Source organism: Alteromonas marina (genome assembly GCF_000808575.1).
Lineage (GTDB): Bacteria > Pseudomonadota > Gammaproteobacteria > Enterobacterales > Alteromonadaceae > Alteromonas > Alteromonas marina_A.
In genome coordinates, this window is record NZ_JWLW01000003.1 from 150997 (window position 1) to 164329 (window position 13333).

Here is a 13333-nt window from a genome sequence, read left to right on the forward strand (position 1 = left end):
TCCCCTTTTTTATTATGTTTAATTGTTGTTTTATTTTAATAATTAAAAGGCCTCTTTTTGTCGAGGCCTTTTTGCGGAAGCTTTCGCTTCCTTATTCTTATTTTATTGCTCTGATGCTTTTAGCTTTTTAACAACTGCATTCACACCAATAAGTAAATCTTCACCTAATTGACGGCTACGCTGTACCGACCAACCGTAGATATCGTCCGGTACATCTGCATTGTCTTTAAATGGCATTTCTACCGTGTACGCCATACATTTGAATTTCTCGCCCACTGCATTTGACGCTACGGTTAAATTAGCCTTGCCTGGCTCATCTTTATCGTAACCAAATTCATCTTGAAACTCTGGCGTAGCGTTCAACAGCGCATCTTTAAACGTATTTTCAAGCATTTTGATGCTGTCATTGTAGCTAGGGTTACCCTCACTTCCTGCGACAAAGTTGTACGGCAATGCCTCATCACCGTGCAAATCAAGATACATGTCTACACCAATTTCGCTCATTGCATTCAGTACGTAAAGTACTTCTGGGCTTTTTTCTTTCGATGGTGTCGCCCACTCACGGTTTAGATTGGTTCCTACAGCGTTGGTACGCAGATGACCGCGTGCGCTGCCGTCTGGGTTCATGTTTGGCACAATGTAGAAAACAGCATTATCAAGCAACTGTCGCGCCAAACCATCTTGCTCGTCGAGCAGACGATAAATAATACCTTCGGCACACCACTCGGCCATGGTTTCGCCAGGGTGTTGACGTGCCGTGATCCAGACTTTTTTCTTTTCTGGTGTTTCTTCACCGATAACCAGCATAGACATATCACGGCCATCAAGGGTAAGGCCTAGGAATTTGTGCTCGCACAGTAGTGACATCTGCGCGTCGTGTACAAGGTCAAGGTGACGTTCGTAGCTAAAAGGAATGAAATACGCGAAGTACACACTTGGCTGTTCTAGCGTTAGTGAGAACGTAAGATTGTCACCGTCAAATTCGCTAGGAATTCTAAACCAAGTTTGACGGTCGTAAGACGCTAGAACGTTATATCCCTTCCAACCTTCTGGATACGCTGACTTAGCCAGATTACCAATCGTCATTGTGTGAGTTACAAAAGTTTCGCCCACTAAACGAAAATGGAACCACTGAGCAAATTCAGATTGGTTGTCGTTGGGAATGGTTAGACGGATATCGTCTGGTGATTGTGCGCTAACAACTTCAATGTTACCGCTGTCGAATTGACTGGAAATATGCATAGACTGTCGTTTTCCTCATTATTTGAGCGCTAATTTAGCATAGACGTAAACACAAATTCCACGCACACAGCGGGTTTTATACTATCGAAAGTATACAAAATGTTTACACCATCAAAAAACCGACCACTTAGGTCGGTTTTTTATACAGTTAATTAAACTGCGCGTTGCTTACAGCGGCAACGTAGGGAAGCTTAGTCCTGCCATGTCACGAACTACGCGTAGCACCTGACAGCTATAACCAAACTCATTGTCGTACCACACATACAGCGTCAAGCGGTTGTCTGCAGCGATAGTTGCCTGAGAGTCAATCACAGAGGCCGCGCGAGAGCCAACTAAGTCTGTAGACACAATCTCTTTACTTGCCGTGTAGTCAATTTGGTGCTGAAGTTTCGAGAATAACGCGGTATCGCGCAAGAACTCGTTAACTGCAATGCGGTCCACTGACGTTTTAAGGTTTAGATTCAAAATCGCTAGCGATACGTTAGGCGTAGGCACGCGAATAGCGTTACCGGTAAGTTTACCCGCTAATTTCGGGTACGCCTTAGCAACCGCCTTCGCTGCGCCCGTTTCGGTAATAACCATATTAAGTGGTGCACTGCGTCCACGACGGTCACCTTTGTGATAGTTATCAATAAGGTTTTGGTCGTTAGTGTAAGAGTGAACGGTTTCAACGTGACCGTTTTCGATACCATATTCCTCGTCTAGCGCTTTTAGCACTGGCGTTATCGCGTTAGTGGTACAGCTTGCTGCAGACACGATAGTATCTTCAGGTGTTACTTCTTCGTCGTTTACACCGTGTACGATGTTCTTAATATCACCTTTACCTGGCGCAGTAAGAATAGCTTTCGCTGCACCTTTAGCTTTAAGGTGAAGACCAAGGCCATCGCGGTCACGCCAAATACCTGTGTTATCAACGATGATGGCGTTATCGATACCATATTGAGTGTAATCCACTTCATCTGGGCTGTTGGCATAAATGACTTGAATGTACGAACCGTTTGCTTTTAGCGCGTTACGTTCGTGATCAACTGTGATGCTGCCGTTGAACGGCCCATGCACTGAATCGCGGCGCAGTAAGCTTGCGCGCTTTTCTAGGTCGCCATCGCGCCCGCCACGAACCACTACGGCACGTAAGCGAAGCTTGTTGTTTTTACCTTGACGCTCAATAAGTAAGCGAGCAAGTAAACGACCTATACGGCCAAAACCATATAGTACAACGTCCTGAGGTTTCTGATCGTCCTCTTTGTCGGCAACGTCGTTTAGTTTTTCGTTAAGGTAGGCCGTAAGGTCGTTGTTGTCGACCGCAGAACCGTAGTGAAAATCAAAAGCTAATTTCCCAATATCAATTTGAGCCGGAGCAAGCTTCATGTTGCTCAGGGCTTCTAAAATTGGAAAGCTTTCGCGTAGACGTAGCTTAATACCTTCGTGCAGACGCACTTTGCGGTGCGCTTTAATAACATCAATAGCACTGGCGTTCAGTAGCGAGCGTCCATAAACTGAAATTTCAACTGCCTTATTGCGGTACAATTTACCAATAAGGGGCAACATCATTTCTGCGTATTCCTGACGCTCTTGCCAGCTGCTCTGTAATTCCTGCTCAAACTGTTGATTCATGCTTCTGCCTTCATCGATATTAATTTAACGGTGTTGTCGTTGTTGCAAGCGCGACCACTTATTAACTGGCACAATTGCTTTCAACAAATCCTAATTACGCGTCAGCTTTTTATTATTTTTAGGGTACACTAGGTGAGTTTTCGCCTGACGGTGACGAGCAGTATCTTAAATAAACAAGCAAGGAAGACCAAATTGTTGATAAGTTTCAAAACCTCTATGAAAACTCGTATAACAACGAATTTATTTAGTAAGTTTCCAACAAAAGGTTATGTAACGACGGTGTGGCTCGCAGCAGCGACAACACTGACGGGTTGTGGCGATCTTTTTGAACCTACTATCAGTGAAATTTGTGAATCTCACAGCGAGATTTGCTTAGATTTGAGTTTGGATGCCCGTTGTCGCGGCGAGCGAGCTGAGATTATTCGCCTGCGTTACTACAATCAAGATTCAAAAGACGACGCTTACAAATTCCCACTTCTTCTGAGCTTCGAAGAGTATCTCACCTGCGTTGAAGAAGTGCAGCATATCGAACACGTTAAACGCAAAGGCAAGGAAGCGACACGGCTAAAAGGCGTTATTACTGCTCAGCGTGAAATTAAACGCCTAAGCCGCGAGACGAAAGACTCCCTTGATCCTTACCTTTCTTACTATCATTGGACACGATATAACGACAAAGAGGCTTTTCATCGCTTTGAGCGCTACGCTGCCAGCAACCGCGTAAGCGATCCAAAGCTACTGGTCGCACTGGCCTCTGTTCAGATTAAAACAGACCAAAAGCGTACTATTGAAACCTTATATCGCGCGCTAAGTTTATATAAAGATAGCGACGACATTGATGTCAGTATTTTCTACTCGCTTGCTTCAATGGGAATGGATATGGACAACTATCGTTTTTCTTACGTCTGGTATGGTGTGGCTGAAGCCTTCGATGAGAGACTTAACGACACTCAGCGTGTTCAACTTGGACAACGATATGCCCTTCCAGTAGGTATTCTAGATAACATTGTTGATGAAATAGTCAGTAATTTGAATAGCGCGACCTTCAACGCAGATTCATTGAAACTGGATAAGCTCTAATTTTTTGAAACTCAATTACACAATTTCATTGGTAAATAATTAAAAAAACCGCCGTTTATGGGCGGTTTTTTATGATTGGATCTCTCGACTTTCCACATGAGGTCAAAATTTAATCAGATGTTTACCTTAATCAAGCGCTCACCTAGGGCTTTTTAACCTTTAATTTGTGTATCATCTTCGCCTTTAAAGGTCATAGATAGCGAATTTACGCAGTAGCGTTGACCCGTTGGCGCAGGACCATCTGGAAATACATGGCCTAAGTGCGAGCCACACTGCTTACAAAATATCTCAACCCTACGCATACCGTGACTCAAGTCTTCTCTGTAATCTACATTACCGTCATCAAGCTGCTTATAGAATGAAGGCCATCCACAACCAGCATCAAATTTAGTATCTGAGGGGAAAAGTGGCGCTTCGCAGCACTTACACACGTACAATCCATCTCGCTGCTCGTCTAACAATACTCCAGTGAAAGGTCGCTCAGTACCCGCTTCGCGGCATACATAATATTCCTCGTCAGTGAGCTCAGTTTTCCAGTCTTTTTTAGCTATTGATGCGTTTGCTTTTTCATCTGTCGACATAACTTACCTCTTAAAACAAAAAAGGTGTATTTGAAAACAAATACACCTTTCGATAGTTTACGCTCAATTATGAGCGCGTGTAACACTATTTAGTTCATACTATTTTTTGATAGCGGTTTGCGGACGTGCAGGATCACTCCACTCGATGTGATACTTTTTACCAGCTGGCTTATCTACACGCTGATAGGTATGTGCGCCAAAATAATCGCGTTGTCCTTGCAGCAAATTAGCAGGTAACACAGCTGTGCGATATGAATCGTAATAGCTTAGCGCCGACATCATTGCAGGGCAAGGCACGCCAGCCAGTGTCGCTTGGGCGATAGACTCACGCCAGTCAGCTTGATACTGCGTAATTTGTTCCGCAAAGAACGGGTCCAATAGCAAGTTGGCTAAGTCTTCGTTATTCTCGTAAGCCTGAGAAATAGACTGAAGAAATACGGCGCGAATAATACAGCCTGCACGCCATATTTTCGCTATTTCACCAAACTCCAGTGTCCAGCCGTGTTCTTTGCCTGCCATAGCCATTAACTGGAAGCCCTGTGCGTACGCACAGATCTTAGAGCAATAAAGCGCTTGCTCTAGCTTGTTGATGATCGACATTTTCTCATCATCGCTGAACGATGGCGCATCAGGGCCTGAAAGGACCTTACTCGCAGCTACACGCTCGTCTTTCAAACTAGAGATACTGCGCGCGAATACCGCAGAAGTGATGGTCTGTGCCGGACTACCTACTTGTAATGCGCTTACTGCAGTCCAAAGGCCTGTACCTTTTTGACCTGCTCTATCTAAGATCACATCAACCAACGGCTGCTGTGTTTCTGGATCCATTTGCTCAAGAACTTCAGCACTAATTTCCATCAGGTAGCTATTCAGCTTGCCTTCGTTCCAGCGACGAAACACCTCTGCTATTTCAGCTGGCGCCATATGTAGCGCTTCGCGCATAACATGGTAAGTTTCGCAGATAAGCTGCATGTCGGCGTATTCGATACCGTTGTGCACCATTTTTACATAGTGCCCGGCTCCAACCGGACCGATGTAGGTCGCACATGGTTCGCCTTCTAACACTGGTTGACCTGGCGTATGGCTTTCTAATGGTTTACCTGTTTCTGGGTCAACCTTTGCAGCAATAGCTTTAAGAACAGGCTCAATGCGTGTCCATGCATAAGGGTTGCCTGAAGGCATAAGAGATGGCCCGAAACGAGCGCCTACTTCACCACCTGACACGGCGGTAGAGAAGAAGATAAATTTACCTTTGTACTGCTCTTCACGTGCTACAGAGTCTGTCCACAAACTGTTGCCAGTATCAACCACGATATCGTCAGCGTGAATTCCGGCGTCAATAAGATGATTGCAAACGTGGTCAACAGGATCGCCAGCAGGCACAGAGATAATAATAAGATGCGGGGCTTTTAACTTGCTTAAAAGCTCGGTGTAAGAACTGCAGCCTTCAACGCGAGGCTCAGTATTTTCAGCTCTTTCGCTTGCGTCTTTGGCAAGAATAGACTCAACTTTATTTTGGTCTAAATCGAAACACGCTACACGATAGCCGTGGTCCACTAGGTTCATGGTAAGGTTACTACCCATCACCCCTAAACCGATAAAACCAATGTCACACGACTTGTCTTCGTGCGAATTACCACCTTTCTTTTGCATAGGAACACCCTCACATTTCAGATGGCTGCGCATGATACCACCTGAAAGAATAAAGAACAGTCTAAGCTAACAATTTAGTGCGCAGTGGTGTAATTGTCACCAGCGGTAAACATTAACGGGTTTTGTAAGCAAGTTTAGCCGAGACTTTGGCACGCATTCAGCACCTGCGTTATGCGCTTTTACCCATGCTGTATGAAATTCACACAAAGGTAAAGACTCTGTTTCCTATTCAGCTAAAGTGCACTGGGTAAAGTGCCGTTTAGCGGCACTCTGAAATTCGTTAACGGCACTCTTAACCAAGTATAAGGTCGTATTGTAAGCCATTATTCTATCCAGAGAACTGAGAGAAACTGAACAAGGTTAGCGATTTGCTGGCCTGTAAAAACACCTTCTGAATGCAAATTGAAGGCTGTTCTTCAAGAGAGCTGTAGCGCGTATCCAGGTGCATGGTCCACCCTCCCCTGGGTATGACAGAAGGTAGGTGAAAACGCACGTCGCTTTCACTTGCATTAACACACAAGAACCAATGCTCTGGCTTCTGTTCGCCCGTTACACAACCTTTTATTTCCACACCAAACGCCTTGTTATGATGCGCATTCCAATCTTCAGACGCTTTGTCAGAACCATCGGGCTTATACCAATTTATTTCTTTTACATTTCGTGAGAGCGTAAAAGTATCATCGTTCAGCTTTAGTTCGCTTAACAGTGAAGAGGACTGACGCAAACGGATCACATATTGGCAGAAGCTAAGAAAATCTTGCTTGCGCTTGTTTAATTCCCAATTCATCCAGCTAATAGGATTATCCTGACAATAGGCATTATTATTGCCATTTTGGGTGCGGCTTAATTCATCGCCACCAAGAATATGCGGTGTACCTTGCGAGAAGATCAGAGTTGCAAAGAGATTGCGCTTTTGACGCTCACGCATTGCGAGTATCTGCTCGTCATTCGTTTCCCCCTCAATACCATAATTGGCAGACAGGTTGTGTCCATGGCCATCTCGGTTTTCTTCTAAGTTATCGAGATTGTGACGTTCGGCGTAGGTCACTATATCGTGCAGCGTGAACCCATCGTGATATGTCACGTTATTTACCGACGTACTGATATGTCGATGGCCTTTGTGAAATATATCCCGTGAGCCCATTAAGCGGGTAGCAAAGTCCGCGGTAACGCCATCGTCTCCACGCCAGAAGGCGCGCACCGTATCGCGGTATTTATCATTCACCTCTAACCACGGAGACGGGAAGTTACCCACTTGGTAGCCTCCAGGCCCAATATCCCAGGGTTCGGCAAGCAATACTTTCTCTTTTAAGACAGGATCGCTATTAATGGCTCTCAATAGCCCAGATTTTTTACTATATTCTTGTGGCTCTCTTCCCAAGCATACTGCTAAATCGAAACGAAAGCCGTCAACGCCAATTACGGATACCCAGTGGCGCATGGCATCTAAAATAAGTCCCATCATAAATGGCTGCGCGGTATTTACCGTGTTACCGCAGCCTGAGTGGTTGGAATAAACCAATTCTCCGTTTTTCGTTTGCTCTAATAAGTACGCTTGGTAAGGGCAAAACCCCTTATAAGAAAGAATAGGACCGCCATTGCCTGCCTCTGCTGTATGGTTAAATACCACATCAACAATCACCTCAAGTCCGGCTGTATGATAAGCATCAACCATAGACTTCAGTTCAGCAAGCGCGTCTGACACACCGTAGCGTGGTTCAGGCGCAAAGAAGTTAACCGGGTTGTATCCCCAATAATTAGTTAAGCCTTTCTCTGTTATAAATGGTTCAGGCATGAATGAGCACAACGGCATAAATTGCACCGTGGTTATGCCTAATGCTTTGAGATGCTTGATGACACTCGGATGGGCAGCACCGATGAATTTGCCACGATGTTCTTTAGGTACATCGGGATGGAGTTTTGTGAGCCCTTTAATATGTGCTTCGTAAACTACTCGCTTGTGTTTCGGGATAACAGGCGCGCTAACATGACTGGGCGCATAGTCATTTTGATCAATTACTATGCACTTGGGGATCATAAACTGAGAGTCATGTTTGTATTGCCTAGCGTCCCATTTTATTGCGCGACTAATTTTCTTGGCATAAGGGTCGATCAGCAGTTTGTCGGTGGGTACTGCATGTAACCCTCCCTCACCGCGTTCTACGCGATAACCATAGTATTGTCCTGCGCTAACGCCGCTAAAGTAGCCATGCCAGACATCACCGGTTTTCTCAGGCAAAGGATGCTCACTCACCGCCTCTTCTGTGTCACTATTGAAAAAACACAGCACGACCGCCTTCGCATCGGGCGCGTATACGGCAAAATTACACCCATCTTGTGTAACTGTTGCGCCAAGTGGATATACCTTCCCCATTCCACTTTCTACAATTAGTGCGGTGTCTCGAATTTCGTTCACTTCGTTCTCAATTTATCTCTTCACTAGGGCGTGTCGCCCTAGTCGGATTAATCCACATTGGCAACATAAAATACTGTGGCTAGCGGCGGTAACGTGATTTCTGCAGAGTGTGTACGCTCATTCCAAGGTATGGTTTGCGTATTTACAGTAGAAGCAACGTCGTAGTCACTACCCCAATATGCACCATCATCTGTATTTAATGCTAGCGTCAGCGTGCATGCATCATCTACGCCTATTCTGAAGTTCTGACGAGGCACAGGCGTAAAATTAGATACCACATATACTTTTTGCCTCGCATCTTTTGACATACGAACGAATGAAACTACGCTTTGGTCTGCATTATTGTGGTCCAACCAAGCAAAGCCCCCTGGTTCGTGGTCTTGCTCGTAAAGCGCTGGCGTAGACGTATAGAGGTGGTTGAGCGCCTTATAAAGCGCTTGAATGCCTTTGTGCTTTTCGTAATCGAGCAAGTGCCAGTCTAAACTACTGTCATGGTTCCATTCTCGTGCCTGCGCAAGCTCGTTCCCCATAAAGTTAAGCTTCTTGCCGGGGTGGCCGTACATAAAGCCCGCGTAACAACGCAGGTTAGCGGCTTGCTGCCATTCATCGCCAGGCATTTTATGCAGCATGCTGCCTTTGCCGTGTACCACTTCATCGTGCGAAATCGGCAGCACAAAGTTTTCGTCAAACGCGTAAACCATGCTAAAGGTAATATCGCCATGGTGATAGTTGCGATAGGCGGGGTCTTTAGCGATGTAGTGCAATGAGTCGTGCATCCACCCCATGTTCCACTTAAAGCCAAAGCCCAAACCACCATCAAATACTGGACGAGAAACCTTGGGAAACGACGTTGATTCTTCGGCAATAGTCATGGCGTCAGGGAAGTGCTTGTACACTTCTTCATTCATCCATTTCAGTAAGCTGATGGCTTCGTAATTTTCGTTGCCACCATCCACATTCGGGATCCACTCTCCGTCATTGCGTGAATAGTCGAGATAAAGCATGGATGCCACTGCATCAACCCTGAGTCCGTCAACGTGAAATTTGTCTAGCCAAAACAATGCGTTTGCAACTAAAAATTGACGAACTGTGTCTTTGCCGAAATCGTAAATACAAGAATTCCAATCCGGATGCCAACCTTTTCTCGGATCTTCATATTCATAAACACAAGAACCATCAAATCGCGCCAAGCCATGGCCGTCTTCTGGGAAATGCGCAGGTACCCAGTCGATAATTACGCCTATACCTGCTTGGTGGGCCTTATCAACAAAGTATTTAAATTCATCTGGGTTTCCAAATCTACTCGTTGGTGCGAACATTCCCACGGGCTGATAGCCCCACGAACCGTCGAAAGGAAACTCGGAAATAGGCAGCAGTTCAACGTGAGTGTAACCCATATCGCTGACGTAGCTTATTAAGTCATCGGCAAGCGCTTTGTAAGTAAGGTAGCGCGCATCAGTATCAATACCCGGGCGCTTCCAAGAGCCAAGGTGCACTTCATAAATGCTCATTGGGCTGTTGTACTTGTTCCCCTTTCGCTTTTCCATCCATGCACTATCATTCCACTCATAGTTATTGTGGTTGTAAATTTTCGAAGCATGAGAAGGATACTGCTCTGCACTGAAGCCAAGTGGATCAGCCTTGTGCGGTAGATCGTGGCCGTGTGCATCTTTAATGTGATACTTGTAGCGCTCTCCCTCTGCGAGTTCTGGCACAAACAGTACCCAGTATCCCATAGAGGTCTTTTCCATAGGATGCGTGCGCCCATCCCACTGATTGAAATCGCCAATGAGCGACACCGTACTCGCATTGGGCGCGAAAACGCAGAACCTGACACCTTTTACCGAATCGCCTTGTGATGAAGTAAGTGTTAAAAGTTGCGCGCCCGCTTGCTCGTATAAATTTGAAGGCTTGCTATCGATGTAGTGTACCGCATGGTACGCCTGCTCGGAGAATTGATAAGGGTCGATATAGCCCTTATCGTCATTTAAGCCTTCGGCGATAACACGATAAATTTCACCCTGATATTCTTTAGGTAATTTTGTTTCAAAAAGACCATTGTTGGAGGTCGCGGTTACATTTGCTAGCGCTGTATTCTCCCATTTAATCGTTATTTGACTGGCATTGGGGTGCCAAACGCGAAGTATCGATTCTTGTTTATTGGTAATTACACCTAAATGGGAAAACGGCTGTGAACATAATACCTGTTCAAACTGCTGCGCTAATTGCATTCGCTACTCCTAGTAAAAACCCGCATGGCAGCGGGTTGAATTGTGAGCTTAAATGCGTTGACCACATTTAAGCTCTGTCTAGTACCGTACTGATACTCTATCTTACTCGTTTAAGTTACCCAAGCAACATACTATTACCCTTTATTCGATAATAGTAATTAACCTTGACTTGCTTGCTTTCTGGCGTGAGTGAGTTTAGACGCTAACTCATTTATATCATGTCTATCGAACATCGACTCGATATTCTCGGTTAGCTTTCTTCGCCAGTTCGGGTACTCGTCAAATGTGCCCGGAATATTGACCGGCTTATCCATTTCTAACCAGTCTTCTAACTGAAGGCTTAACAGAGCACTTGAACCACCAGCCATGTGTACCTGCATACCGTTATTCAATTCACGATTCATCCCCGTATAGTTAACATCGTGACCCACGTTGTCGCCAATTGAGCCGTGGCCGTGCAAAGTATCTAAAATCGCCTGTTTGTTTTCGTGACGATCCGCATAAAGCGTTTGTAGAATTTCTTCTGTTGGATATAGCCCTATCTCTTTGCCTAACTCTAAATCTAGACAGTGCCAGTAACCAATCAGCGTCGGCATATCGTGAGTAGTCAATGTTGACATAGACTGAACAGGATAATGGCTAGGTGAGAAGAAACCACCGTCTTCGGCTTGTTCGAAGAAAAATACGCGGTATGAGTACACGCCATTATCGGCAAGCTTACTGCGAATTTCTTCTGGTACAGTACCCAAGTCTTCACCAATAACCAGGCTTTGATTACGGTGACTTTCTAGCGCTAAAATACCAAGCAAATCATCTACAGGGTAATAAACGTAACCACCATCTTTTGCATTATCACCTTTCACTACCCACCATAAACGCAGCAACGCCATAACGTGATCGATGCGCAGTGAACCCGACGACGCCATGTTAGACGCAAACAAGTCAATAATAGGTTGATAACCCTGTTCATACAACTTACGAGGGTCCATAGGCGGCAACCCCCAGTTCTGGCCTAGTGGGCCTAAGATATCCGGTGGAGCACCTACGCTTGCGCCCGTGCAGTATAGGTCTTTGTTACCCCAAATTTCTGCACTGCCTTCGCTAACACCTACCGCTAGGTCGCGATAAAGACCAATAGTCATACCCGCATCTGTAGCTTTACTACTTGCAAGTTCAAGCTGCTGCGCCGCAATCCACTGCAAGAACAAGTAGAATTTAACGTCTTGTTCGTTAGCGCGCTTAAACTTGGCAACGGCTGGGTTGTGATAGTCTTTATATTCTTGTGGAAATACCGGCCACCCCCAGCTGTCTTTACCTTCAGCTTTTAGGTGCGATTGCAAGGCATCGTACACTGCCAACATATCTAAGCTTTCACCGCCCGCTTCCACAAACGCTTTAAACGCTTTATTTTGTTTGGTGTTTTTACGAAGGTATTTGGCATCATAGGCATCAAATACCGCTTTAAGGGCGGCCAATTTCACATGAGCTACCGCTTCATAGTCTACATGTTCTACATTACGTGCATGTTCCAAGGTAGCTTTAAACTCATCACTGCTTACTACCGCTTGTACTGATGCATCCTCGAAGCCATCAATGGCTGTCACATCGATATACAAATAATTAAGCCAGCGACGTGAGCTTGGTCCATAAGGCGAGCACGCATTAGGGTTTGCAGGGTAAAGCGCGTGAATAGGATTAAGCCCGATAAAGTCTGCGCCCACACCAGCGGCTTTTTCAATAAGCAGAGCTAAATCAGAAAAGTCACCAATTCCCCAGTTCTTTTCACTGCGAACGCAGTAAAGCTGAACGCTTAAGCCCCATATTTTTTTACCTTCTCTGATCTCTTTCGGTGTATAGCACGCTTCTGGTGCCACAATTAAGCGAGAACGCGCAAACTCATCGTCGTCAGCGCTTAAGGCTACATCGTGGTACCCAAGAGGTAAATCCAAAGGTAGGGTTAACACGTATTCATGAAACTCGACATCGTCGATATGCGCCATTGTCGTCATTTCTTGGTCGACTGGAGTAAATTGGTGAGTGAGCACGTCACCATTTTCACAGGTAACCGTTAGCGTGTGGTCATCGTTTACTAACTCGATAGGCAAACGAACTGCTAGGTTGATTTCTTGGGTATTGCGAACTACTTGAACAGGATTTAACGGCGACAACCATACCGACTTTATATCTTGTGTAATTTGCGACTGAATTTTTTCGTCACTGCTGGTGTCATAGCCAAGTGTGTTGAGCAGTTTTGCTTTACTTGATTCTGCGATGGTTGCTGGTTTTCCCCATGCGTCGACGTATTGGGTTTCTATTCCCCGCATTTCAACCAGTTGTTGCAGAAGTTGTTGTGTCATGGTGTGTCATTCCTGTTATTCGGTGAAAAACGCACTCGCCAGAGGTTTAAAGGTGCGTCTGCAAACAAATTTTTAACATTATTCTAGAAACAAAGGCTTCGCGATATGTGAATACGATTGCAATAGCGCTAATTCGTAATTTTGCAACACTTTTGCTTTTTA

General features: G+C 45.3%; 8 protein-coding genes. 1 reads left to right on the forward strand and 7 read right to left on the reverse strand.

What is annotated here, in order from left to right:
* Positions 1 to 102 precede the first annotated feature (102 nt).
* Positions 103 to 1242 (reverse strand): M14 family metallopeptidase, encoded by a 1140-nt coding sequence (locus tag RJ41_RS02235; RefSeq protein ID WP_039216556.1) that lies wholly within the window; start codon positions 1240 to 1242, stop codon positions 103 to 105.
* A 168-nt stretch (positions 1243 to 1410) separates the two neighbouring features.
* Entirely contained in the window at positions 1411 to 2856 is a 1446-nt protein-coding gene (locus RJ41_RS02240; RefSeq protein WP_039216557.1) for a glyceraldehyde-3-phosphate dehydrogenase, read from the reverse strand.
* 192 nt (positions 2857 to 3048) lie between these two features.
* On the opposite strand from RJ41_RS02240, the gene RJ41_RS02245 reads away from it, so the two are divergent.
* A complete protein-coding gene (locus RJ41_RS02245; RefSeq protein WP_039216558.1) occupies positions 3049 to 3933 on the forward strand; it encodes a DUF2989 domain-containing protein in 885 nt (294 codons plus the stop codon).
* 152 nt (positions 3934 to 4085) lie between these two features.
* Here the strand turns inward: RJ41_RS02245 and msrB are convergent, their stop codons facing one another.
* The 5 genes from msrB to malQ all read right to left on the reverse strand — a co-directional run bounded on the left by msrB (position 4086) and on the right by malQ (position 13171).
* Complete coding sequence (msrB, locus tag RJ41_RS02250; protein WP_039216559.1) at positions 4086 to 4514, reverse strand: peptide-methionine (R)-S-oxide reductase MsrB; 429 nt, start codon at positions 4512 to 4514, stop codon at positions 4086 to 4088.
* A gap of 99 nt (positions 4515 to 4613) precedes the next feature.
* Positions 4614 to 6167 (reverse strand): NADP-dependent phosphogluconate dehydrogenase, encoded by a 1554-nt coding sequence (gene gndA, locus RJ41_RS02255; protein ID WP_052235384.1) that lies wholly within the window; start codon positions 6165 to 6167, stop codon positions 4614 to 4616.
* A 328-nt stretch (positions 6168 to 6495) separates the two neighbouring features.
* Complete coding sequence (glgX, locus tag RJ41_RS02260; RefSeq protein ID WP_084081750.1) at positions 6496 to 8583, reverse strand: glycogen debranching protein GlgX; 2088 nt, start codon at positions 8581 to 8583, stop codon at positions 6496 to 6498.
* Positions 8584 to 8630: 47 nt separating this feature from the next.
* Positions 8631 to 10814 carry a 1,4-alpha-glucan branching protein GlgB gene (glgB, locus tag RJ41_RS02265; protein ID WP_039216560.1) on the reverse strand — a complete coding sequence of 728 codons (2184 nt, stop codon included), beginning with the start codon at positions 10812 to 10814 and terminating at the stop codon, positions 8631 to 8633.
* A gap of 158 nt (positions 10815 to 10972) precedes the next feature.
* Positions 10973 to 13171 carry a 4-alpha-glucanotransferase gene (gene malQ, locus RJ41_RS02270; RefSeq protein ID WP_039216561.1) on the reverse strand — a complete coding sequence of 733 codons (2199 nt, stop codon included), beginning with the start codon at positions 13169 to 13171 and terminating at the stop codon, positions 10973 to 10975.
* Positions 13172 to 13333: the final 162 nt, after the last annotated feature.